The following is a 23,434-nucleotide window of genomic DNA, read 5'->3' as shown; positions in this document are numbered from 1 at the left end:
AAGAGATGTCCGTCCGCCGATTAGCACCGAAGGAAGTCCAGCCCGCGAGCTTTGCGTTCACGGAGGAGAACCTCGCGTTCGCCAAGCAGCAGATCGCGAAATATCCGGCCGGGCGCCAGGCCTCCGCGGTCATCGCGATCCTTTGGCGCGTCCAGGAGCAGCACGAAGGCTGGGTGTCGGAAGCCGCCATCCGCGCCGTCGCCGACTTGCTCGACATGCCCTATATCCGCGTGCTCGAGGTCGCGACCTTCTACACGATGTTCCAGCTCGCCCCCGTCGGCAAGAAGGCCCACGTCCAGGTCTGCGGCACCACGCCGTGCCGCCTGCGCGGCGCCGAGGACCTCATCCACGTCTGCGAGCACCGCATCCATCACGAGCCCTTCCATCTCTCCAAGGACGGCAATTTCAGCTGGGAAGAGGTCGAGTGTCTCGGCGCCTGCGTGAACGCGCCGATGGTGCTGATCGGCAAGGACACCTATGAGGACCTGACCAAGGAGAGCTTTGGCAAGGTGCTCGACGGCTTTGCCTCCGGCAATCCGCCCAAGCCCGGTCCGCAGAACGGCCGTCAGTTCTCGGCGCCGATCAACGGGCCGACCACGCTGAAGGAGATCACCTGATGCGGGATCTCTCGTCGCCGGCAGTGGAGGAAAGCGGTGCCATGAAGAAGTGGGGCTTCATCGCGATGCATGCCGCGGTGGCGGCCATTTTCATTTTCCTGCTTCAGCGTTTCAGCCTGAACGCGTCGCTGGAATCCAGCCTGCTCTGGGCGCTGACCTTCGCCGTCTGCGCCGCCGGACTTGCCTACAAGCAGTCCAATCGTTGATCGGAAAGCACTGATATGCTCGAGGACAAGGACCGCATCTTCAAGAACCTCTACGGCCTCCATGACTGGGGGCTCGAGGGTGCGCGGCGCCGCGGCGCCTGGGATGGTACGAAGAATATCATCGACAAGGGCCGCGACTGGATCATCAACGAGATGAAGGCGTCGGGCCTGCGCGGCCGCGGCGGCGCGGGCTTCCCGACCGGCCTGAAATGGTCGTTCATGCCGAAGGAATCGACCGACGGCCGGCCGAGCTATCTCGTCGTCAACGCCGACGAATCCGAGCCCGGCACCTGCAAGGATCGCGAGATCATGCGGCACGATCCGCATCTCCTGATCGAGGGCTGCCTGATCGCCAGCTGCGCCATGAACGCGCATGCCTGCTACATCTATGTCCGCGGCGAGTTCATCCGCGAGCGCGAGCATCTCCAGGCCGCGATCGACCAGGCCTACGAGGCCAAGCTGGTCGGCAAGGACAACGTCAACGGCTGGCCGTTCGACATCTACGTCGCGCACGGCGCCGGCGCCTATATCTGCGGCGAGGAAACCGCGCTGCTCGAAAGCCTCGAGGGCAAGAAGGGCCAGCCGCGCCTGAAGCCGCCGTTCCCGGCCAATGTCGGCCTGTTCGGCTGCCCGACCACCGTCAACAACGTCGAGTCGATCGCGGTGGCGCCGGATATCCTGCGCCGTGGCGCGGCCTGGTTCGCCGGCATCGGCCGTCCGAACAATGTCGGTACGAAGCTGTTCTGCATCTCCGGCCATGTCGAGCGGCCCTGCAACGTCGAAGAGGCCATGGGCATCCCGTTCCGTGAGCTGATCGACAAGCATTGCGGCGGCATCCGCGGCGGCTGGGACAATCTGAAGGCCGTGATCCCCGGCGGCTCGTCGGTGCGCATGGTGCCGGCCGAGCAGATCATCGACACGCCGATGGATTTCGACAGCTTGAGCAAGCTGCGCTCGGGTCTCGGCACCGCGGCCGTGATCGTGATGGACAAGTCCACCGATTTGATCCGCTCAATCGCCCGCATCTCGTACTTCTACAAGCACGAGAGCTGCGGCCAGTGCACGCCGTGCCGCGAGGGTACGGGGTGGATGTGGCGCGTCCTGACCCGCATGGCGGACGGCCGCGCCCACAAGCGCGAGATCGACATGCTGCTCGAAGTCACAAAGCAGGTCGAAGGCCACACCATCTGCGCGCTCGGCGACGCAGCCGCCTGGCCGATCCAGGGCCTGATCGCGCATTTCCGTCATGAGATCGAAGCGCGCATCGACCAGTATTCGCACAAGGCCGACATCGACGATATCGGCGTCCGCGATCCCGTGAACATGGTCGCGGCGGAGTAAGAGACATGACCAAGCTCATCATCGACGGCAAAGAGATCGATGTTCCGGCCGAGTACACGCTGCTTCAGGCGTGCGAGGCCGCCGGCGCCGAGATTCCGCGCTTCTGCTATCATGAGCGGCTGTCGATCGCCGGTAATTGCCGGATGTGCCTCGTCGAGGTGAAGGGCGGCCCGAAGCCGGTCGCGAGCTGCGCCTGGGGCGTGCGCGACTGCCGTCCGGGTCCCAAGGGCGAGCCGCCGGAAATCTCCACCCGTTCGCCGATGGTGAAGAAGGCGCGCGAAGGCGTGATGGAATTCCTTCTGATCAACCATCCACTGGACTGCCCGATCTGCGACCAGGGCGGCGAGTGCGACCTGCAGGACCAGGCGATGGGCTATGGTGTGGACACCAGCCGCTTCGCCGAGAACAAGCGCGCGGTCGAGGACAAGTATCTCGGCGCGCTGGTCAAGACCTCGATGAACCGCTGCATCCAGTGCACGCGCTGCGTCCGCTTCTCGGCGGAAGTCGCCGGCGCCCCTGAAATGGGCGCGACCGGTCGCGGCGAGGACATGGAGATCACGACCTATCTGGAGCATGCGCTGACGTCGGAGTTGCAGGGCAACCTCGTCGACATCTGTCCGGTCGGTGCGCTGACCTCGAAGCCCTATGCTTTCGCGGCCCGTCCGTGGGAGCTCGGCAAGACCCAGTCGATCGACGTCATGGACGGCGTTGGCTCGGCGATCCGCGTCGATACCCGCGGCCGCGAGGTGATGCGCGTGCTGCCGCGCATCAACGAGGCCGTGAACGAGGAGTGGATCTCGGACAAGACCCGCCACATCGTCGACGGCCTGCGCACCCAGCGCCTCGACCGGCCCTATATCCGCGAAGCCGGCAAGCTGCGCGCGGCGAGCTGGCCCGAGGCCTTTGCCGCGATCGCTGCGAAAGCGGCACGTACCGACGGCAAGCGCATCGGCGCGATCGCCGGCGACCTCGCCGGTGTCGAGGAGATGTTCGCGCTGAAGGATCTGCTCGCCAAATACGGCTCGAGCAATCTGGCGGTGCAGGGCGGCGACGCCTTCGATCCCGCGCTCGGCCGCGGCTCCTACATCTTCAACCCGACGCTTGCAGGCGTGGAGCAGGCCGACGCGCTGCTCGTCATCGGCGCCAATCCGCGCAAGGAAGCGGCCGTGTTCAACGCCCGTATCCGCAAGCGCTGGCGCTCCGGCGGCTTCAAGGTCGGCGTGATCGGCGCCAAGGCCGACCTGACCTACGACTACGACCATCTCGGCGCGGGCACCGAGACGCTCGGTGAACTCGCGGCCGGCAAGCACTCCTTCATGGACGTGCTGAAGAACGCCAAGAACCCGATTATCCTGGTCGGTGCGGGCGCAGCCTCGCGTCACGACGGCGCCGCCATTCTGGCCGCTGCCGCCAAGCTCGCGATGGATGTTGGTGCGGTCAAGGACGGCTGGAACGGTTTCGGCGTGCTGCACGAGACCGCCTCGCGCGTCGGCGCGCTCGACATCGGCTTCTCCGCCACCGCCGGCGGCCTGAACGCCGCGCAGATGACGACCTTCGGGACGCTCGACCTGCTGTTCCTGCTGGGCGCCGACGAGATCAAGGCGCCGGACGGCACCTTCGTCGTCTATATCGGCACCCATGGCGACCGCGGCGCGCACCGCGCCGACGTGATCCTGCCGGCGGCCGCCTACACCGAGAAATCCGCGATCTACGTCAACACCGAAGGCCGCGTGCAGATGACGGGACGTGCCGCATTCCCGCCGGGCGAGGCCCGTGAGGACTGGGCGATCGTCCGCGCGCTGTCGGAAGCGCTCGGCAAGAAGCTCGGCTACGACTCGCTTGCCGCGTTGCGCCAGGCGATCTTCAAGGCCGTGCCGCATCTGATCCGTCTCGACCAGATCGCGGCCGGCTCTGCCGACCAGATCAAGAAGCTGGCGGGTAAGGGCGGCTCGCCCGAGAAGGCGCCGTTCAAGCCTCTGGTCGAGGACTTCTATTTGACCAACCCAATCGCGCGTGCGTCCGCCGTGATGGCGGAGTGCTCGCGGCTTGCCTCCGGGCAGATGCTGACCGCAGCGGAGTGAGCGTGACCTGATGGAATTCTTCGAAAGCGCATTCTGGACCGGTTTCCTCTGGCCGCTGATCATCATGGTCGCGGAGAGCGTCTTGGTGCTCGTCGTCCTGCTGGTCGCGATCGCCTACATCCTGCTCGCCGACCGCAAGATCTGGGCGGCGGTGCAGATCCGCCGCGGTCCCAACGTGGTCGGCCCCTGGGGCCTGCTGCAGTCCTTCGCCGACCTGCTGAAGTTCGTGCTGAAGGAGCCGATCATCCCGGCCGGCGCCAACAAGGGCGTGTTTCTCCTTGCTCCCTTGGTCTCATGCGTGCTCGCGCTCGCCGCCTGGGCGGTGATCCCGACCAGTCTCGGCTGGGTGATCTCCGACATCAATGTCGGCGTCCTCTTCATCTTCGCGATCTCGTCGCTGTCGATCTACGGCATCATCATGGCCGGCTGGTCGTCGAACTCGAAATACCCGTTCCTGGCTGCGCTGCGCTCGGCGGCGCAGATGGTGTCCTATGAAGTCTCGATCGGCTTCGTCATCATCACCGTGCTGCTCTGCGCCGGCACGTTGAACCTGTCGGCCGTGGTCGAGGCCCAGCATGCCCGCGGCCTTGCCAGCCTGATCGGGCTGCCGCAGCTCACCATCCTGAACTGGTATGTGTGGCCGTTGTTCCCGATGTTCGTGGTGTTCTACGTCTCGGCGCTGGCGGAAACTAACCGTCCGCCGTTCGACCTCGTCGAAGCCGAATCCGAGCTCGTCGCCGGCTTCATGGTCGAATACGGCTCGACGCCGTACCTCCTGTTCATGCTCGGCGAGTATGTCGCGATCGTCACGATGTGCGCGCTGGCGACGATCCTGTTCCTCGGAGGCTGGCTGCCGCCGGTGGACCTGCCGCCCTTCAACTGGGTGCCGGGGATCATCTGGTTCTCGCTCAAAGTCTTCTTCATGTTCTTCCTGTTCGCGATGGCGAAGGCGATCGTGCCCCGCTACCGCTACGATCAACTGATGCGCCTCGGCTGGAAGGTGTTCCTGCCGCTGTCGCTGGCGATGGTGATCGTGGTGGCCGGCGTGCTGCATTTCGCCGGCATCGCGCCGAAGTGAGGGCCGTCATGGGTATCAACATCAACGCCACTGCACGCTCGCTTCTGCTGTCGGAATTCGTCTCGGCGTTCTTCCTCGCCATGCGCTATTTCTTCCAGCCGAAGCCGACGCTGAACTATCCCTTCGAGAAGGGTCCGATCTCGCCGCGCTTCCGCGGCGAGCACGCGCTGCGCCGCTATCCGAACGGCGAGGAACGCTGCATCGCCTGCAAGCTGTGCGAAGCCGTGTGCCCGGCGCAGGCCATCACCATCGAGGCCGGCCCGCGCCGCAACGACGGCACCCGCCGCACGGTGCGCTACGACATCGACATGGTGAAGTGCATCTATTGCGGCCTCTGCCAGGAGGCCTGTCCGGTCGACGCCATCGTCGAAGGTCCGAACTTCGAGTTCGCGACCGAGACCCGCGAGGAACTGTTCTATGACAAGGCCAAGCTGCTCGCCAATGGCGACCGCTGGGAACGCGAGATCGCGAAGGCGATCGAGCTCGACGCGCCGTACCGGTGAGATGAGAGCATGATCCTTCCCGCGCTGTTCTTCTATCTCTTCGCCGGCATCTGTGTCGCCTCGGCGGTGATGGTGATTGTCTCGCGCAATCCCGTGCACTCCGTGCTGTACCTGATCCTGGCCTTCGTCAACGCCTCCGGCCTGTTCGTGCTGATGGGTGCCGAATTCCTCGGCATGATGCTGATCGTCGTCTATGTCGGCGCGGTCGCGGTGCTGTTCCTGTTCGTGATCATGATGCTCGACGTCGACTTCCTCGAGCTGCGCGAGGGCTTCATCGAGTACCTGCCGGTCGGCCTCGTGATCGGCGGCATCTTCATGTTCGAGCTGCTGCTCACCGTCGGCTTCTGGGTCATCAACCCCGGCGTCTCCAAGACGATCACGGCGGCGATCCCGACCAACGTCTCGAACACCGAGGCGCTCGGCCTCGTGCTCTATACGAAGTACATCCACTACTTCCAGCTCGCGGGCATGGTGCTGCTGGTCGCCATGATCGGTGCCATCGTGCTGACGCTCAGGCACAAGGCGAGCGTGAAGCGGCAGGACATCAACGTTCAGAACGCGCGCACGCCCGAGATGGCGATGGCGATGCGCAAGGTGGCGCCAGGGCAGGGGCTCTCGGATGCCGACGCGGCGGAGTGGGTGAAATGACGATCGGGCTCGGACACTATCTGGCGGTCGGCGCGATCCTGTTCACGCTCGGGATCCTCGGCATCTTCCTGAACCGCAAGAACATCATCGTCATCCTGATGTCGATCGAGCTGATTCTGCTCTCGGTCAACATCAACCTCGTCGCGTTCTCGACCTTCCTCGGCGACATCGTCGGCCAGGTCTTCGCGCTTCTGGTGCTGACGGTCGCCGCTGCCGAAGCCGCGATCGGTCTCGCCATCCTGGTGGTCTATTTCCGCAACCGCGGCTCGATCGCGGTTGAGGACGTCAATCTGATGAAGGGCTGAGCTCAGTCATGGTTCAGGCAATCGTATTCCTGCCGCTCCTGGGCGCCATCTTGGCCGGCCTGATCGCGCTGTTCGGCGCGCATGCCCGCAACCCCTCAGGCGACGAGGTCGAGCATCACGGCGACCACGGTCACGGCGATGCGCATGCGTCGGCGGCCCATGACGATCATGGTCACGACGATCATGGCCATGACGACCACGGGCACGGACCGGTCGAGCCGGCTGCGGCGGGCTCGCGCGCGGCCGAGCTGATCACGACGGCATTGCTGTTCGTGTCGGCTGGGCTGTCCTGGATGACGCTGGTCGATGTCGGCTTCATGCACCATGACATGCGGATTCCGCTGTTGCCGTGGATCCTCTCCGGCGACCTCCAGGTCTACTGGACGCTGCGCGTCGATACGCTCACCGCCGTGATGCTGGTGGTGGTGACGACCGTGTCCTCGCTCGTGCACCTCTATTCCATCGGCTACATGGACGAGGATCCGTACCGGCCGCGCTTCTTCGGCTATCTCTCGCTGTTCACCTTCGCCATGCTGATGCTGGTAACGGCGGACAACCTCGTGCAGCTGTTCTTCGGCTGGGAAGGCGTGGGTCTGGCCAGCTACCTGCTGATCGGCTTCTGGTATCAGAAGCCGTCGGCGAACGCGGCCGCCATCAAGGCCTTCGTGGTCAACCGCGTCGGCGATTTCGGCTTCGCGCTCGGCATCTTCGCGATCTTCATGCTGGTTGGCTCGACCGATTTCGAGACGATCTTCCATGCCGCGCCCGGCCTCACCGGCAAGACCATCAACTTCCTCGGCTGGCACGCCGACGCGCTGACCCTGACCTGCCTCCTGCTGTTCATGGGCGCGATGGGCAAGTCGGCGCAGTTCCTGCTCCACACCTGGTTGCCGGACGCGATGGAAGGTCCGACCCCGGTCTCCGCGCTGATCCACGCCGCAACCATGGTCACCGCGGGCGTGTTCATGGTGGCGCGACTGTCGCCGCTGTTCGAGCTCGCCCCGAACGCGCAGGCCGTCGTGATGTTCTTCGGCGCGACCACGGCGTTCTTCGCCGCGACCATCGGCCTCGTCCAGAACGACATCAAGCGCATCGTTGCCTACTCGACCTGTTCGCAGCTCGGCTACATGTTCGTGGCGATGGGAGCAGGGGCCTATTCGGTCGGCATGTTCCACCTGTTCACGCACGCCTTCTTCAAGGCGCTGCTGTTCTTGGGCTCCGGCTCGGTGATCTACGCGATGCACCACGAGCAGGACATCCGCAACATGGGCGGCCTCTGGAAGAAGATCCCCTACACCTACGCGGTGATGGTGGTCGGCACGCTGGCGCTCACGGGCTTCCCGCTCACCGCCGGCTACTTCTCCAAGGATGCGATCATCGAATCGGCCTACGCCTCGCACAATCCGTTCGCGATGTACGGCTTCCTGATGACGGTCGTGGCCGCCGGCCTGACCTCGTTCTACTCCTGGCGCCTGATCTTCAAGACCTTCCACGGCGAACCGCATGACGAGCATCATTACGAGGCCGCGCATGAGGCCCCGCTCTGGATCCTGGTCCCGATCGGCGTGCTCGCGGTCGGCTCGATCGTCGCGGGCTTCCCGTTCAAGGAGCTGTTCGCCGGCCACGGCGTCGAGGAGTTCTTCCGCGAGTCCGTGAAGATGAACCCGCACATCATCGAGGAGATGCACCACATCCCCGAGACCATCGCCTTGCTTCCGACGGTGATGATGGTGCTGGGCTTCCTGGTCTCGTACCTGTTCTACATCCGCCGGCCCTACATCCCCGTTCGGCTCGCTGCAGAGCAGCCGATGCTGTACCAGTTCCTGCTCAACAAATGGTACTTCGACGAGCTGTACGACCTCATCTTCGTCCGTCCGGCGAAGTGGATCGGCTACCAGCTCTGGAAGAAGGGCGACGGCTTCATCATCGACGGCCTCGGACCCGACGGCGTCTCGGCCCGCGTGCTGGACGTCACCCGCAACGTCGTGAAGATCCAGACCGGCTATCTCTATCACTACGCATTCGCCATGCTGATCGGCGCCGCCGGCCTGATCACCTGGTTCATGTTCGGCTTTGGAGGCCAGTAAATGACGACCTGGCCCATTGTATCGGTCACGACCTTCCTGCCGCTGGTCGGCGCGCTGATCGTCTATCTCAGCCGCGGCGACGACGAGGCGGCGCGGCGCAACTCGCGCTGGATCGCATTGTGGACCACGCTGATCACCTTCGCGGTGTCGGTGATCCTGGTCATGCGCTTCGATCCTGCGAATGCCGACTTCCAGTTCGTCGAGAAGTCGGCCTGGCTCGCCACCGGCATCACCTACCACATGGGCGTGGACGGCATTTCGCTGCCGCTCGTGATCCTGACCACCGCCATCATGCCGTTCTGCATCATCGCGAGCTGGAAGGCGATCACCAGCCGCGTCCGCGAATACATGATGGCGTTCCTGATCCTGGAAACGCTGATGATCGGCACCTTCTCCGCGCTCGATCTGGTGCTGTTCTACCTGTTCTTCGAAGGCGGCCTGATCCCGATGTTCCTGATCATCGGCGTCTGGGGCGGCCCGCGCCGGGTCTACGCGTCCTTCAAGTTCTTCCTCTACACGCTGCTCGGCTCGGTGCTGATGCTGCTCGCCATCATGGCGCTGTACTGGAACGGCGGCACCACCGATATCCCGACCCTGATGCACACCGCCGTGCCGCGGTCGTTGCAGACCTGGGCCTGGCTCGCCTTCTTCGCCTCCTTCGCGGTGAAGATGCCGATGTGGCCGGTGCACACCTGGCTTCCCGACGCGCACGTCGAGGCGCCGACGGCAGGCTCCGTGGTCCTGGCCGCGATCCTGCTGAAGATGGGCGGCTACGGCTTCCTGCGCTTCTCGCTGCCGATGTTCCCCCTGGCGTCGCATGACTTCGCGCCGCTGGTGTTCACGCTCTCGGTCATCGCCATCGTCTACACCTCGCTGGTGGCGCTGATGCAGGAGGACATGAAGAAGCTGATCGCGTACTCGTCAGTGGCGCATATGGGCTTCGTCACCATGGGCATCTTCGCCGGCACCATGCAGGGCGTCGCCGGCGGCGTGTTCCAGATGATCTCGCACGGCATCGTCTCCGGCGCGCTGTTCCTCTGCGTCGGCGTCGTCTACGACCGCCTGCACACCCGCGAGATCGCGGCCTATGGCGGCCTCGTCAACCGGATGCCGCTCTACGCGCTGACCTTCATGATCTTCACCATGGCCAATGTCGGACTGCCCGGCACGTCCGGCTTCGTCGGCGAGTTCATGACGCTGCTCGGCACGTTCAAGGTCTCGATCCCGACCGCGTTCTTCGCCACCTTCGGCGTGATCCTGTCGGCGGGCTACGCGCTGTGGCTCTACCGCAAGGTCGTATTCGGGGCGCTGGTCAAGCCGTCGCTGATGAGCATGAAGGATCTCACCTTGCGTGAGTGCGTGACGCTGTTCCCGCTGATCGCGCTGACGATCCTGTTCGGCGTCTATCCGAAGCCGGTGCTCAACATGTCGGCCGCCTCGGTCCAGCAACTCGTCAACAACTACAACACCGCTGTGACGGCCGTGAAGGCCGCCGCACTGCTCCAGTGATCGGGCAGGTCAGGATATCGCCATGAGCTTTTCGACTGCAGGTTATCAACTGGCGCCCGTGCTGCCCGAGCTCGTGCTCGCGGTCGGCGCCATGGCGCTTCTGATGCTCGGTGCGTATCGCGGGCAGGAGACGACCAAGGCGATCACGACGCTGGCGGTCCTGCTTCTGGTCGTGGTCGGCGTGCTCGAATACATGCTGCCCGCGGGCAAGCAGGTGACCTTTGGCGGCAGCTTCATCGTCGACGACTTCGCCCGCTTCATGAAGATTCTGGCCCTGATCGGCTCGGCGGTGACGCTGGTGCTGTCGACCGAGTTCCTGTCCGACCCCTCGCGCCGCATCTTCGAATACGCCATCCTGGTGCTGCTCTCGACCCTCGGCATGATGGTGCTGATCTCGGCCGGCGACCTGATCTCGCTCTATCTCGGCCTCGAATTGATGTCGCTCGCGCTCTACGTCGTGGCGTCCTCGAACCGCGACAACGCCAAGTCGACCGAAGCCGGCCTGAAGTACTTTGTGCTCGGCGCACTGTCCTCGGGCATGCTGCTCTACGGCTCCTCGCTGATCTACGGCTTCACCGGCACGGTCAGCTTCACCGGCATCGCGGCCGCCGCAACGGCCGCGAATGTCGGCCTGGTGTTCGGTCTCGTCTTCCTGCTCGCCGGCCTCTGCTTCAAGGTCTCGGCCGTGCCGTTCCACATGTGGACGCCTGATGTCTACGAGGGCGCACCGACGCCGGTCACCGCCTTCTTCGCCTCGGCGCCGAAGGTGGCCGCGCTCGCCGTCTTCACCCGCGTCACGCTGACCGCTTTCCCCGGCATCGTCTCGCAGTGGCAGCAGATCCTGGTGTTCGTGGCGATCGCCTCGATGGCGCTGGGTTCGTTCGCCGCGATCGGCCAGAGCAACATCAAGCGCCTGATGGCCTATTCCTCGATCGGCCACATGGGCTTTGCCCTGGTCGGCCTTGCCTCCGGCACGGTCGAGGGCGCGCAGGGCGTCCTGATGTACATCGTGATCTATGTCGCGATGACGCTCGGCTCGTTCTCGATCATCCTCGCCATGAAGCGCAACGGCCAGGCCGTGGAGCAGATCAGCGATTTCGCCGGTCTGTCGCGCACCAATCCGTTGCTCGCCTTCATGTTCGCGATGCTGCTGTTCTCGCTCGCGGGCATTCCGCCGCTCGCCGGCTTCTTCGCCAAATGGTACGTCTTCGTCGCCGCCATCAAGGCGAACCTGTTCACGCTCGCCGTGATCGGCGTGCTCTCCAGCGTGGTGGGTGCCTACTACTATCTCGCCATCGTCAAGACGATGTATTTCGACGAGCCGGCCGGTCAGGTCGACCCGGTGCGCGTCGAGGTGAAGACGGTGCTGGCGGTCGCGGGCCTGTTCAATATCCTGTTCGCGTTGTTCGCGGGGCCGGTGGTGAGCGTCGCCTCTGCCGCCGCAAAGTCGCTGTTCTAGGATGGGGTTCGCGCTCGGTCCTCGCGCACTCTCGGCGGGCTACAAGCTCGCAGCTTTCGAGCGGACCGGCTCGACCAATACCGAGGCGATCGAGCACGCCAGGAGCGGCGAACGCGGCCCGATGTGGTTCGTCACATCGGAGCAGACGGCCGGCCGCGGCCGGCGCCAGCGCGCCTGGATCGCGCCGCGGGGCAATCTGGCCGCCAGCATCCTCGAAGTCATGAACGTGCCCCCCGCCGTCGCGGCCACGCTTGGCTTTGCCGCGGGGCTGGCGGAGGAGGCGGCCCTGGAGAAGGTGAGCCTGGAGGCTGCGCTCCGCCTCGGCGAGGGCCGTCCCCGCTACGCTCTGAAATGGCCGAACGACGTGCTGGTCGGCGGCAAGAAGCTGGTCGGCATCGGGCTCGAGGCCGAAATCATCGGCGACCGCCTCGCCGTCGTCGTCGGCATAGGCACCAACGTCGTCGCCGCGCCGGAGGGCACGCCGACGCCCGCGGTCTCGCTGGCCGCGCTTGGCGTCCAGATCAGCGCCGAGGAGCTGTTTTCCGCCCTGTCGGACGCCTGGGTCGAGTTCCGCGGCACCTGGGACAATGGCCGCGGCTTTGCCGAGATCCGCAAGCTCTGGCTGGAGCGGGCCGCCGGTCTTGGCGAGAAGGTTGCGATCAACACGGGAACGACGACGCTGGAAGGCATTTTCGACACGATCGACGACACCGGTTGCCTGATCGTCCGCACTGCTGACGGCCGACGCCTGCCGGTGGCGGCCGGCGAGGTGTTCTTCGGCTCGGCCGCCTCCGTGGGAGCTGCGTGATGGCACGGCCTGACGAACTGGTGTTTGCGCCGCTCGGCGGTGTCGGCGAGATCGGCATGAACCTGTCGATCTACGGGCTGGGCAACCGCCATCAGCGCGCCTGGCTCGCGGTCGATCTCGGCGTCTCCTTCGGCGACGAGGAGCATCTGCCGGGCATCGACCTGATCATGCCCGACATCAGCTTCCTGGAGAAGGAACGCAAGAACCTGATGGGCCTGGTGCTGACCCACGCCCATGAGGACCATTTCGGCGCCATCATCGACCTCTGGCCCAGGCTGAAATGCCCGATCTATGCGACGCAGTTCAGCGCGGCGCTGTTCGAGGCCAAATGCGCCGCCGAGCGCAACGCGCCAAAGATTCCGGTGACGGTGGTGCCGTCGGGAGGCCGCGTCGATATCGGCCCGTTCAACGTCGAGTTCATCCCGGTCGCGCATTCGATACCTGAATCGCACGCGCTGGCGATCCACACCGAAGCCGGCATCGTGCTGCACACCGGCGACTGGAAGATCGACCCGACCCCGATCATCGGCCGCCCGACCGACGAAAAGCGGCTGCGCGAACTCGGCGACGAGGGCGTGCTCGCCCTGATCGGCGATTCCACCAACGCGGTGCGCGACGGCCGCTCGCCCTCCGAAGCCGAGGTCGCCAAGACCATTGCCGGGCTGGTCAAGGCCGCCAAGCGCAGGGTTGCCGTGACGACCTTCGCCTCCAACGTCGCCCGCATCAAAGCCGTCGCCGACGCCGCCAAGGCCGCCGATCGCGAGGTCGTCGTGGTCGGGCGCGCCATGGACCGCGTGTCGCAGGTCGCGCGCGAGACCGGCTATCTCGACGGCGTGCAGAACTTCCGTTCGACCGACGTCTACGGCCATCTGCCGCAGGACAAGGTGCTGGCGCTCTGCACCGGCAGCCAGGGCGAGGCCCGCGCGGCGCTGGCGCGCATCGCCAATGACGACCATCCCGAGATCACGCTCAACCGCGGCGATTGCGTGATCTTCTCCTCGCGCACCATTCCCGGCAACGAGAAGGCGGTCGGGTCGATCATCAACAATCTGGTGCTCCAGGGCGTCGAGGTGATCACCGACCGCGACGCGCTGGTCCACGTCTCCGGCCATCCCCGCCGCGATGAGCTGCGCGACATGATCGCCTGGGTGCGCCCGCAGCTCCTGATCCCGGTCCATGGCGAGGCGCTGCACCTGCACGAGCACGCCAAGCTCGCGCGCGCCGCCGGCGTGCCGCGCGTGCTGGTCTGCCGCAACGGCGACCTCGTCAAGCTCGGCCCCGGCGATCCCGGCATCGTCGGCGAGGTGCCCTCGGGCCGTCTCTACAAGGACGGCACGATCCTGGAGGATTCCAAGTCCCGCGCGGTGGTCGAACGCCGCCGCATGGCCTTTTCCGGCTGCGCTTTCGTCGCCATCGCCATGACCGCGCAGGGCGAGCTTGTGGACGAACCCGAGGTCGATCTCGTCGGCGTTCCCGAGAAGAACAGGGCGGGCGAGGCTTTCGACGATCTGGTCTTTGAAGCCGTGATGTCCACGATCGAGGGGCTGCCAAAAGCGCGCCGCCGCGATCCGGACGCCCTGGCTGAGTCGGTGCGACGCGCGGTCCGGGCCGTGATCAACGAACATTGGGGCAAAAAGCCCGCCTGTCTGGTACACGTACTGACAGTATAATTTGGGCATGATCTTTTCGGAAAACCGCTTCGCGCTTTTCCGGATCATGCCCTAAGGGAGAAGAACCATGCTGGGTCGGCTCAACCATGTCGCGATCGCGACCAAGGATGCCGTCAAGGCTGCAAAAATCTATGGCGCCGCGTTCGGGGCGCAGATCTCGGAGGCCGTGCCGCTGCCCGAGCATGGCGTCACCACGGTGTTCGCGACGCTCCCCAACACCAAGATCGAGTTCATCGAGCCGCTCGGTGAAACTTCCCCGATTGCAAAGTTCCTCGAACGCAACGCCGATGGTGGCATCCACCACGTCTGCTACGAGGTCGTGGACATCATCGCCTCGCGCGACACCCTGGTGAAGGAGGGCGCGCGGGTGCTCGGCGACGGCGTGCCGAAGATCGGTGCCCACGGCAAGCCGGTGCTGTTCCTGCACCCGAAGGACTTTTCCGGCGCGCTGGTCGAAATCGAGCAGGCGTAAGGCCGCCCCATGGCCATCCAGATATCGACCGCGATCGCGATCTACTTCGTCATCTGGTGGATCGCGCTGTTCCTGACGCTGCCGTTCGGCGTGCGCAGCCAGCACGAGGACGGCGTGGGCGCGCCCGGGACCGATCCCGGTGCGCCGATCCGGACGCGGATGGGACGGAAGCTGATCTGGACCACGATCATCTCGGCGATCATCTACGGCGCGGGCCTTGCCGCCTACCACGCCGGTTACCTTTCGATCGAACGCCTGTCGAAATTGATGGGCATGCCGTTCTAGAGCATGATCCGGAAAAGTGTGCAGCGGTTTTCCGAGCAGATCATGCTCAAACAAAAGGACTTTTTTTGCTGACGATATTGTTTTGGGGGAACGAATGACTTTTCAGAGGATCGTCGTCGCGCTTCTGGTGCTGATCGTCGCCGGCCTGGGCGCCATCGGCTATTTCGAGTGGAAGATGGCCGTGCAGGTGCGGACGCTGAAGGCGTTCGTCGAGGGCTACGTCTTCAACGAAGCCGTGATGGCCTGCGAGCAGGCCAAGAGCTCGACGCCGTTCAAGTGGAACGGCGGCAAGAGCACCTCGGTGATCGGGTTGAACTCGGTCAAGCTGGACAAATACAACGTCAGCGCCAGCTACACGCTGTTGGCGGACGGCGTCTATTGTGATTACGATCCCATCAAAAGAAAGGCCGGGATCGGCTCGAGCTTCCTGGAGCGGGAGTAACGATCCGGCCGTGCCAAGCATGGGATGGGATCGTCATGACCGGGGATCGGGCAGGGGACTACCGGATTCTGCATGAGGCGGCCTTGCGGGATTATCTCGCGGGTCTCCCGGATCTCGTGGCGCTGCTCGGCGCTGAGCCGGTGTCCTGGTCGATCACCGAGGTCGGTGACGGCAATCTCAATCTCGTTTTCATCGTCAAGGGCGATCGCGGCGGCGTCGCCGTGAAGCAGGCGCTGCCCTATGTCCGCCTCGTCGGCAAGAGCTGGCCGCTGCCGCTGTCGCGGGCTCATTACGAATATCTCGCCTTGTCAAAGCAGGCTGACCTCGCGCCCGGCCTCGTGCCGGCGCTGCTGCACCACAACGAGACACTGGCGCTGACGGTGATGGAGCTGCTCGAGCCCCACATCATCATGCGCAAGGGGCTGGTCGCGGCAGCGCAATATCCGCGCTTTGCGGGCGACATCACCGCCTTCATGGCGCGGACGCTGTTCTTCACGTCCGACCTCGCGCTCTCCGCGGCCGAGAAGAAGGAGGGCATCGCCGCCTTCGCCGGCAACCATGCGCTGTGCAAGATCACCGAGGATCTGATCTTCACCGATCCCTACCGCATCGCCGAGCAGAACCGCTGGACCGCGCCTTACCTCGACGGCCTGGCAGCGTCGTTGCGCGACGACATGGACCTGCACGTCGCCATCTCCCGGCTGAAGCTGAAGTTCATGGCAAGTCCCGAGGCACTGCTCCACGGCGATCTCCACACCGGCTCGATCATGGTCACCGACAGCCAGACGCGGGTGATCGACCCGGAATTCGCATTCTACGGCCCGATGGGGTTCGACGTCGGCGCCGTGCTGGCCAATCTGCTGATGGCCTATTTCGCCTCCGCCGGTCACGAGCGCGCGCCGGGCGAACGGGCTGCGTTCGAGGGCTGGGTGCTGGAGACGGTCGAGCAGGTCTGGAACGAGTTCGCCCGCAAATTCCTCGATCTCTGGCGCGCCGGAGCCGCCGGTGACGCCTATCCGGCCTCGCTCTTCGCCGGCGAGACGGGCGCGGCGCGGCTGGAGGCCGAGCGGCAGGCCTACATGCAGCGCCTGTTCGCCGATGCGGTCGGCTTCGCCGCGGCCAAAACCATCCGCCGCATCTTCGGCCTCGCCCACAACATCGATTTCGAGCTGATCGAGGATCCGCGGAGGCGGGCGATCAGCGAGGCGCGCGCCGTGCGGCTGGCGCGGGCGATGATGGTGGAGACGGGGGCATTCCCTGCGATCGCCGACGTCACCGGCGCCGCGCGAAAGCTGCGGGACTGGATGCCGGAGTTTGTGAACGGCTAGAGGCCGATGCGCTTCAATAGAGCCGCATCGGCAGCAGGACGCCGTCTGTACCGGCCAGCAGACCCCAGGTCTCGTTGGCCGCGACCTCGAACTCCCGGATATCGACCGTGCCACCCTCGACCTTGAGGGTGACCTTGTACTTGCCGGGTGGCAGATCGATTTTTTGGCTGTCCGGTATTTCGGATGCGGCGGAGTCGGAGTGCGCCAGTTTCTCGCCGGCGTGCGCCGGCAGCTTGATGGTCTGGTCGGCGACGGTGATGACCGCCCCCTCGTCCGACTTGTTGCCGAGCATCAGCTTTGCCTGCCTCGGCCTCGGCAGGAGGCCGGCATTCGCGACACCCGGCTTGCGCAGCGAAAGTTCGGCGATTGTCCTGTCGTTCTGACGGGAAAGCCGGAGCAGGACCGGTCCACGGACCGTCGTGAAGGTGATCACGGCCCGGTCTGGTTCGACCACCGTCTCGATCCAGCCACGCTTGCCGAGCTCGGCGCGATAGAAGCCGAGCACCGCCGCGAGATCGCGCGGGGTCTCGGCGTAGACCGACGTGATGTACGGCGAATTCTTCGCCGTGGCGATGCTCCAGCTCTCTGGCAGTGGCAGACCGGTACCTTGGGAAACCCTGGCTTCGAAACCCGCACCTGCGCCCCGTGCGACCGCTCCGACGGGGATGCTGAGCAGTCGTTCGACGAAATTATCCGGAGTGTCATGGCCCCGGACCGCCCACCCCGTTTCGTCAAGATAGTCGTTCACGCCGGTGGTGCGACTCCAGCCGAACCGGATGCTGTCCGCCTCGCTGTACCGGCCGAGGCTGGCCGCGACCGGGCTTGCCAGCACGGCCGTCGCGGCGACCAGTCCGCCGATAAGCAAAGCACCTAGCGTTCGGCTTTTCATGTCCGGATTCCCATCGCGACGAGATCTTCGGGCCAAGGCCCTTGTCCTGAGCTTGGTCGCATCGATCGCGCAAGGCGTTCACCGTTCGTAGATCGTTGTTTCCGCTTCCGATTCTCGATGGATTGAAGGTCTCGCCGCAGAGCACGGCCTCATCCTGAGGGCTTTGCCCCCGGGGCGGGCGTCTTGGAGGATGCGTTGCAAGGAACTGCGGCATCCAAGACGAAAAGAGGAGCTTGCGCTCGACGTGCTGCGGATGGTCAACTCGCTGACTGGAATACGCCTGCATTGTCGGAGGGACCATGATGTTCAGGATGATTGCGATCGTCGCGGGCTTGGGACTGGCGCTCGCCGGATCAGCAGAGGCTCAGACACCGCGCAAGGGTGGAACCATCCGCATGACCGCGCCTTATGGCTCGAGTTTCACCAGCCTGGACATTCACACCACCCAGCGCGCCCAGGACGAGATCTACGCCAAGGCGCTGCATCGCTCGCTCTACATCTGGGATTCCGCGGAAGGAAAGCCGGTTCCGGAGCTTGCCAAGGAGGTCGTCGTCTCGGGCGGCGGTCTCGTTTACACCTTCAAGCTTCGCGACGACGCCTATTTCCACAATGGCCGCAAGATGACCGCCGACGACGTCATCTGGTCCTACAACCGCATCATGGACGGCGCCAAGGCCTACCCGGGCGCGCGCTATGTCCGCGTGATCGAGGGCGCCGCCGCGGTCGAGAAGGGCCAGGCCAAGGAAATTTCCGGCCTGAAGAAGATCGACGACTTCACCCTCGAAATGAAGCTGACCGAGAAGGTCGATCCGGGCTTCTACCTCTTCACCGCGCTGACCTCGATCTATCCCGCCGACGAGGCCGCCAAGGAGGGCTTTATCCAGAAACCGATCGGTCTTGGACCGTTCAAGTTCGTCGAGCACGTGCCGGGATCGCGCATTGTGCTCGAACGGTGGGACCGGTTCTACAAGCCCGGCAAGCCCTACGCCGACAAGGTCATCGTATCGGTCATGGGCGAGGCCGCGGCCCGCGATGTCGCCTTCCGCAACAAGGAGATCGACACTTCGGTGCTGGGACCTGCGCAGTATGTCGCATATCAATCCGACGCGGATCTCAAGGGCACCATCGTCGAGGTCGCCGAGGTCTTCACGCGCTACATGGGGATGAATCCCGCATTCAAGCCGTTCACCGACAAGCGCGTCCGGCAGGCGATCAACTATGCGATCGACACCGACCTGATCATCAACAAGCTGGTCAAGAACAAGGCCTATCGCGCCACCAGCTGGCTGCCGCTGACCTCGCCGCTCTACGACAAGACCATGAAGCCCTACGCCTACGATCCCGCCAAGGCCAAGCAACTGCTCGCCGACGCAGGCTATCCCTCAGGCTTCGAGTTCGAATGGACCACCAGCCAGAACGAGAGCTGGGGCCTGCCGATCGTCACGGCCGTCATCCCGATGCTGGACAAGGTGGGCATCAAGGCGAAGGTCAAGCAGGTCGAGACCGCGATTCTGGCGGAGGTGGTCCGCAGCGGCGACTACCAGGCGTTTGTCTACTCCCAGCAGTCCGGCCCGGATCCGCAGGCCGCCCTCAAATGCTTCCACTCGTCGACGCCGCAATCGGCCTGCAACTACATGAACTTCAAGAACGCAGACTTCGACAAGTTGATCGACGAGGCCGGGCAGACCGACGACGCCGCAAAGCGCGGCCAGCTGCTGCAAAAGGCCAATGCGCTGCTCTATGAAGAGGCGCCGGTCTGGTTCTTCAACTACAACAAGGCGGTCATGGCCGTGCAGCCTTGGCTCAAGGGAATTCAGTTGAACGCGACGGAGCTGACCCATCAGAACGTCGAGGACCTCTGGGTCGACGAGACCTCGCCCGCGAAGTGACATGCGCTATCGCGCTCCCTCCATCGTGACGTCAGATGGAGGGAGAGAGGAAAAGTGCCGATGCTCTCCTTCCTGATCCGTCGACTCCTGCAAACCGTTCCGACCGTACTGGCCGTCGTGATGCTGGTCTTCGTGCTGTTCAGCGTCGTTCCGGGCAGCATCATCTCGACCATGAGCGATGACAGCGACCCGCAGGTCGAGGCGCGCATGAAAAAGCAGCTCGGACTCGACGAGCCCGTTTACATGCGGTTCGGCGCCTATGTCGCGAAGCTCGCCACAGGTGATTTCGGGACGTCGTTCCGGACGCGCGAGCCGGTCACGACCATGATCGCCAAGCGGATGGGGCCGACGCTGCAACTGATCTTCGCGTCCATGGCATTTGCGGTCGTGGTCGGCGTGCCGCTGGGCTTCGTCGCGGCCCTGCGGCCGGGTGGTATCGTCGACAGCGCAGCGATGGTGGTGGCGGTGTCGGGACTTTCGATGGCCAAGTTCTGGCTCGGACTGCTGCTGATGTACCTGTTCGCGCTGAAACTCGGCTGGCTGCCGAGTTTCGGCTATGGCGACGGCGGCCTCAAATATCTGATCCTGCCGGCCGTGACGCTCGGCGTCTCGCCGATGGCGCTGCTGGCGCGGACGACGCGCGCCGCGGTGCTCGAGATCATGACCGCTGATTTTGTCCGCACGGCCCGCTCGAAGGGCATGAGCGAGACCAGGGTCGTGAAGTGGCACGTGATGCGCAACGCGCTCGTCCTGATTCTCACGACAATGGGCCTGCAGTTCGGCGCGCTGATGGGGCAGGCGGTCGTCGTCGAGAAACTGTTCTCCTGGCCGGGCATCGGCTCGCTGCTCGTCGACAGCGTCCTGCAGCGCGACATTCCCGCCGTCCAGGGCTCCATTCTCGTGGTGGTGCTGTTCTTTCTCGCGATCAATCTGCTGATCGACGTGCTCTACGGCGTGATCGATCCCAGGATCAGATACGCATGAAGCTCCGCGCCAATCTCGTCATCGGCGGATCGTTGTTCGCGCTTGCGATCGTCGTCGGCCTGCTCGCGCCCTGGCTGGCGCACACCGACCCCGTCATGGACGCCAACCTGATGAATGCGGAGGAGCCCCCGAGCTGGACCTGGTGGTTCGGCACCGACGGGCAGGGCCGCGACATCTATTCCCGCGTCCTGTACGGCGCACGCGTCTCGCTGACCGTCGGCATCGTCTCCCAGCTCATCAACAGCGTCATCGGCGTGGCGCTGGGCCTGAGCGCCGGCTATTTTGGCGGCTGGTGGGACGATGTCGTCAATGGCCTGACCAATCTGATGCTCGCGATCCCCTCGCTGATCTTCGCGCTCGCCATCATGGCGGTGCTCGGCCCCGGCCTGACCAGCCTGCTCATCGCACTCGGGCTGACCAACTGGTCCTTCACCTGCCGCCTCGCACGGGCCTCGGCGCTGTCGCTGAGGAGCCAGGGCTACGTGCAGGCTGCAACCGTGCTCGGCTACGGCGATGTGCGCATCATGATCACGCAGCTCTTGCCGAATATGCTCGGACCCATCGTCGTCATCGGCACGCTTGGCATGGGCAGCGCGGTCTTGTCCGAAGCCGCGTTGTCGTTCCTCGGCCTCGGCGTCCGCCCGCCTTTTCCAAGCTGGGGCAGCATGCTGTCGGAAGCCCGCGACCAGATCACCACGGCGCCGTGGCTCTCGGTGTTTCCCGGCCTTGCCATCTTCCTGACGGTGCTCGGCCTCAACCTGCTCGGCGATGGCCTGCGCGACATTCTCGATCCGCAATCGCGGAGCCGGCGCACATGACGGGCTCGCCGCTGATCGAAGTCGAGGATTTGCGCATCGACCTCAACCACGGTTCCGGCCAGGTTCCCGCCGTGGAGGGCGTTTCGTTCCGCATCGATCGGGGTGAGACGTTCGGCCTGGTCGGCGAATCCGGCTGCGGCAAGAGCATCACGGCGCTGGCCCTGATCGGCCTGTTGCGGCCGCCCTTGTCGATCGGCGGCGGCGTCATCCGGTTTGAGGGGCGGGAGATCCAGCGGCTCCCAGCTGCCCGGCAGCGGGCGCTGCGCGGCAATCGCATCGCCATGATCTTCCAGGAGCCGATGACGGCGCTGAATCCGGTCTCGCCGGTGGGACGGCAGATCGCCGAGATGTTCGTGCTGCATCAGGGCAAGAGCTGGCGCGAGGCCGACCAGCTGGCGGTCGAGGCGCTGGCGAGCGTCCGCGTCCCTGCGCCCCAGCGACGCGTGAAGGATTACCCGCACCAGCTGTCGGGCGGCATGCGCCAGCGCGTGATGATCGCCATCGCGCTCGCCTGCGGCCCGGATCTTCTGATCGCCGACGAGCCGACCACCGCGCTCGACGTGACCGTTCAGGCGGAGATCATCGAGCTGATGCGCAATCTCTGTGCCGAGCGAGGAACGGCCATCCTGATGATCAGCCATGATCTCGGCCTGGTCGCCAATGTCTGTCGCCGCGTTGCGGTGATGTATGCCGGCCGCATCGTCGAGGAGCGCGGCTCGGCCGATATCTTCCGTGCGCCTTCGCACCCCTATACGCAGGGCCTCGTCGACTCGTTGCCGCGGCTCGGCAGTCGCGCCGCGCTTGGCCGTACCAGGCTGCAGGAGATCGCGGGCGTCGTCCCGGCGATCACGGCTTTCCCTGATGGCTGCAGGTTCAATCCGCGTTGTCCGAAGGCGACCGATATTTGCCGGACCACTGCGCCGGAGACGACATGGCTGGAGGCGGGCGGTCTGGTGAGGTGTCACCACCATGCATGAACCGCAGGGCAGGCCGGACGGCGACGTCATTCTCAGCATCGAGGATCTCGCGGTTCATTTTCCGCTCGGGGGCGGCTTGCTGGGGCGCGGCCGGCGGCTGCTCCGTGCCGTCGACGGTGTCGATCTCAGGCTGAAGCGCGGCGAATGTCTCGGCCTCGTCGGCGAGTCCGGCTCCGGCAAGTCGACGGTCGCATTGTCGATCCTTGGTCTGCTGACGCCGACGCGCGGCCGCATCGTGCTGGATGGACAGGTCGTGACGAACAGGCAATCCGGCGATCGCAAGGCGTTGGCCCGCATCGTGCAGATGGTGTTTCAGGATCCGTATGCTTCGCTCAATCCGCGCCAGACCGTTCGCCGCACGCTCGAGGATCCCCTGCGGGTGCATGGCGTAACCGCCGCAAGCGAGATCGAGGACCGCGTCGCGACGATGCTGCGGCATGTGGGCCTGCGGCCCGAACAGGCCGACCGCTACCCGCATGAATTCTCGGGCGGCCAGCGCCAGCGCATCGGCATTGCGCGCGCTCTGATCCTCAATCCCAAGATCGTCATCTGCGACGAACCCGTGTCGGCGCTCGATGTCTCGATCCGCGCCCAGATCATCAATCTGCTGCTGGAATTGAAGGAGACGCTCGGCCTCTCCTACATCATGATCAGCCACGACCTCGGCGTCGTCGAGCACATGAGCGACAGGGTCGCCGTGATGTATCTCGGGCGCATTGTCGAGAATGGCGACTGGCGCGAAATCTTCGAACGGCCGGCGCACCCCTATACGCAAGCCCTGATCGCCGCCATCCCCGATCCGTTGCGCCATGCACCGTTGGCGACGACAGGGGGCGACCTTCCCAATCCGCTCGATCCGCCGGACGGCTGCGCGTTCAGTCCGCGATGTCGATATGCCGAGGACGTGTGCCGCCGGGAGCCAGGGCCGTCGCTGGAGACGCGAGCCGACGGACATGCGGTGCGGTGTTGGCGAGCTGACGAAATTGCCGGCCAGATGGCATTGGCCTCGACCGAAAGCGGACATCCATAGAATGGAGA

At 64.9% G+C, this 23,434-nt stretch carries 23 protein-coding genes; 22 read left to right on the top strand and 1 reads right to left on the bottom strand.

Translation table 11 applies throughout. The annotated features are described in order from the left end of the window. Positions 1-5 precede the first annotated feature (5 nt). The 17 genes from nuoE to mtnK all read left to right on the top strand — a co-directional run bounded on the left by nuoE (position 6) and on the right by mtnK (position 16,839). Positions 6-617, top strand: coding sequence for an NADH-quinone oxidoreductase subunit NuoE (gene nuoE, locus E4K65_RS22405; RefSeq protein ID WP_135176018.1), 612 nt, complete (start codon positions 6-8; stop codon positions 615-617). Then, complete coding sequence (locus E4K65_RS22400; RefSeq protein WP_135176017.1) at positions 617-823, top strand: hypothetical protein; 207 nt, start codon at positions 617-619, stop codon at positions 821-823. Before nuoE ends, E4K65_RS22400 begins: the two co-directional genes overlap by 1 nt. A gap of 15 nt (positions 824-838) precedes the next feature. Next, a complete protein-coding gene (gene nuoF, locus E4K65_RS22395) occupies positions 839-2,164 on the top strand; it encodes an NADH-quinone oxidoreductase subunit NuoF (RefSeq protein WP_129272069.1) in 1,326 nt (441 codons plus the stop codon). A gap of 5 nt (positions 2,165-2,169) precedes the next feature. Then, complete coding sequence (nuoG, locus tag E4K65_RS22390; protein ID WP_135176016.1) at positions 2,170-4,245, top strand: NADH-quinone oxidoreductase subunit NuoG; 2,076 nt, start codon at positions 2,170-2,172, stop codon at positions 4,243-4,245. 10 nt (positions 4,246-4,255) lie between these two features. Continuing rightward, positions 4,256-5,323, top strand: coding sequence for an NADH-quinone oxidoreductase subunit NuoH (gene nuoH, locus E4K65_RS22385; RefSeq protein ID WP_135176015.1), 1,068 nt, complete (start codon positions 4,256-4,258; stop codon positions 5,321-5,323). A gap of 14 nt (positions 5,324-5,337) precedes the next feature. After that, positions 5,338-5,826, top strand: coding sequence for an NADH-quinone oxidoreductase subunit NuoI (gene nuoI / locus E4K65_RS22380; RefSeq protein WP_026232873.1), 489 nt, complete (start codon positions 5,338-5,340; stop codon positions 5,824-5,826). A gap of 9 nt (positions 5,827-5,835) precedes the next feature. Further along, positions 5,836-6,474 (top strand): NADH-quinone oxidoreductase subunit J, encoded by a 639-nt coding sequence (locus E4K65_RS22375; RefSeq protein ID WP_135176014.1) that lies wholly within the window; start codon positions 5,836-5,838, stop codon positions 6,472-6,474. Beyond that, positions 6,471-6,779, top strand: a complete 309-nt coding sequence (gene nuoK / locus E4K65_RS22370) for an NADH-quinone oxidoreductase subunit NuoK (protein WP_008547737.1) — start codon at positions 6,471-6,473, stop codon at positions 6,777-6,779. The genes E4K65_RS22375 and nuoK overlap by 4 nt, the downstream gene beginning before the upstream one ends. An 8-nt stretch (positions 6,780-6,787) precedes the next feature. Further along, a complete protein-coding gene (gene nuoL / locus E4K65_RS22365) occupies positions 6,788-8,866 on the top strand; it encodes an NADH-quinone oxidoreductase subunit L (protein WP_135176013.1) in 2,079 nt (692 codons plus the stop codon). Then, the gene (locus E4K65_RS22360) at positions 8,867-10,375 is read left to right on the top strand and encodes an NADH-quinone oxidoreductase subunit M (RefSeq protein ID WP_135176012.1); all 1,509 of its coding nucleotides are present in this window, start codon (positions 8,867-8,869) and stop codon (positions 10,373-10,375) included. A 22-nt stretch (positions 10,376-10,397) separates the two neighbouring features. After that, a complete protein-coding gene (gene nuoN / locus E4K65_RS22355; protein WP_135176011.1) occupies positions 10,398-11,834 on the top strand; it encodes an NADH-quinone oxidoreductase subunit NuoN in 1,437 nt (478 codons plus the stop codon). A 1-nt stretch (position 11,835) separates the two neighbouring features. Beyond that, positions 11,836-12,642 carry a biotin--[acetyl-CoA-carboxylase] ligase gene (locus E4K65_RS22350; protein ID WP_135176010.1) on the top strand — a complete coding sequence of 269 codons (807 nt, stop codon included), beginning with the start codon at positions 11,836-11,838 and terminating at the stop codon, positions 12,640-12,642. Next, positions 12,642-14,312 carry a ribonuclease J gene (locus E4K65_RS22345; RefSeq protein WP_135176009.1) on the top strand — a complete coding sequence of 557 codons (1,671 nt, stop codon included), beginning with the start codon at positions 12,642-12,644 and terminating at the stop codon, positions 14,310-14,312. Before E4K65_RS22350 ends, E4K65_RS22345 begins: the two co-directional genes overlap by 1 nt. 67 nt (positions 14,313-14,379) lie before the next feature. Beyond that, the gene (gene mce, locus E4K65_RS22340) at positions 14,380-14,784 is read left to right on the top strand and encodes a methylmalonyl-CoA epimerase (protein WP_135176008.1); all 405 of its coding nucleotides are present in this window, start codon (positions 14,380-14,382) and stop codon (positions 14,782-14,784) included. Positions 14,785-14,793: 9 nt separating this feature from the next. Beyond that, positions 14,794-15,069: a DUF1467 family protein gene (locus tag E4K65_RS22335; RefSeq protein WP_135176007.1), complete on the top strand. Its 276-nt coding sequence runs from the start codon at positions 14,794-14,796 to the stop codon at positions 15,067-15,069. Positions 15,070-15,163: 94 nt separating this feature from the next. After that, the gene (locus tag E4K65_RS22330) at positions 15,164-15,511 is read left to right on the top strand and encodes a hypothetical protein (protein WP_027548089.1); all 348 of its coding nucleotides are present in this window, start codon (positions 15,164-15,166) and stop codon (positions 15,509-15,511) included. 35 nt (positions 15,512-15,546) lie between these two features. Next, positions 15,547-16,839: an S-methyl-5-thioribose kinase gene (gene mtnK / locus E4K65_RS22325; protein WP_135176006.1), complete on the top strand. Its 1,293-nt coding sequence runs from the start codon at positions 15,547-15,549 to the stop codon at positions 16,837-16,839. A gap of 13 nt (positions 16,840-16,852) precedes the next feature. Here the strand turns inward: mtnK and E4K65_RS22320 are convergent, their stop codons facing one another. Beyond that, positions 16,853-17,704, bottom strand: a complete 852-nt coding sequence (locus E4K65_RS22320) for a hypothetical protein (RefSeq protein ID WP_235885701.1) — start codon at positions 17,702-17,704, stop codon at positions 16,853-16,855. Between the two features lie 323 nt (positions 17,705-18,027). Between E4K65_RS22320 and E4K65_RS22315 the strand changes: the two genes are divergently transcribed. Genes E4K65_RS22315 through E4K65_RS22295 form a run of 5 tightly spaced genes read left to right on the top strand, consistent with a single transcriptional unit; the run spans position 18,028 to position 23,426 of the window. After that, positions 18,028-19,617, top strand: a complete 1,590-nt coding sequence (locus tag E4K65_RS22315; RefSeq protein ID WP_135176004.1) for an ABC transporter substrate-binding protein — start codon at positions 18,028-18,030, stop codon at positions 19,615-19,617. A 60-nt stretch (positions 19,618-19,677) separates the two neighbouring features. Further along, positions 19,678-20,601 carry an ABC transporter permease gene (locus E4K65_RS22310; protein ID WP_135176103.1) on the top strand — a complete coding sequence of 308 codons (924 nt, stop codon included), beginning with the start codon at positions 19,678-19,680 and terminating at the stop codon, positions 20,599-20,601. Next, entirely contained in the window at positions 20,598-21,419 is an 822-nt protein-coding gene (locus E4K65_RS22305) for an ABC transporter permease (protein ID WP_092180959.1), read from the top strand. The genes E4K65_RS22310 and E4K65_RS22305 overlap by 4 nt, the downstream gene beginning before the upstream one ends. Beyond that, complete coding sequence (locus tag E4K65_RS22300) at positions 21,416-22,396, top strand: ABC transporter ATP-binding protein (RefSeq protein ID WP_135176003.1); 981 nt, start codon at positions 21,416-21,418, stop codon at positions 22,394-22,396. Before E4K65_RS22305 ends, E4K65_RS22300 begins: the two co-directional genes overlap by 4 nt. Continuing rightward, the gene (locus E4K65_RS22295; RefSeq protein ID WP_135176002.1) at positions 22,389-23,426 is read left to right on the top strand and encodes an ABC transporter ATP-binding protein; all 1,038 of its coding nucleotides are present in this window, start codon (positions 22,389-22,391) and stop codon (positions 23,424-23,426) included. The genes E4K65_RS22300 and E4K65_RS22295 overlap by 8 nt, the downstream gene beginning before the upstream one ends. The last annotated feature ends 8 nt before the right edge of the window (positions 23,427-23,434 follow it).

Origin of the sequence: Bradyrhizobium niftali (genome assembly GCF_004571025.1) — a bacterium.
Taxonomy (GTDB): domain Bacteria; phylum Pseudomonadota; class Alphaproteobacteria; order Rhizobiales; family Xanthobacteraceae; genus Bradyrhizobium; species Bradyrhizobium niftali.
The sequence above is the reverse complement of the archived record's forward strand: the minus strand, read 5'-3'. Positions and strand labels throughout refer to the sequence as shown.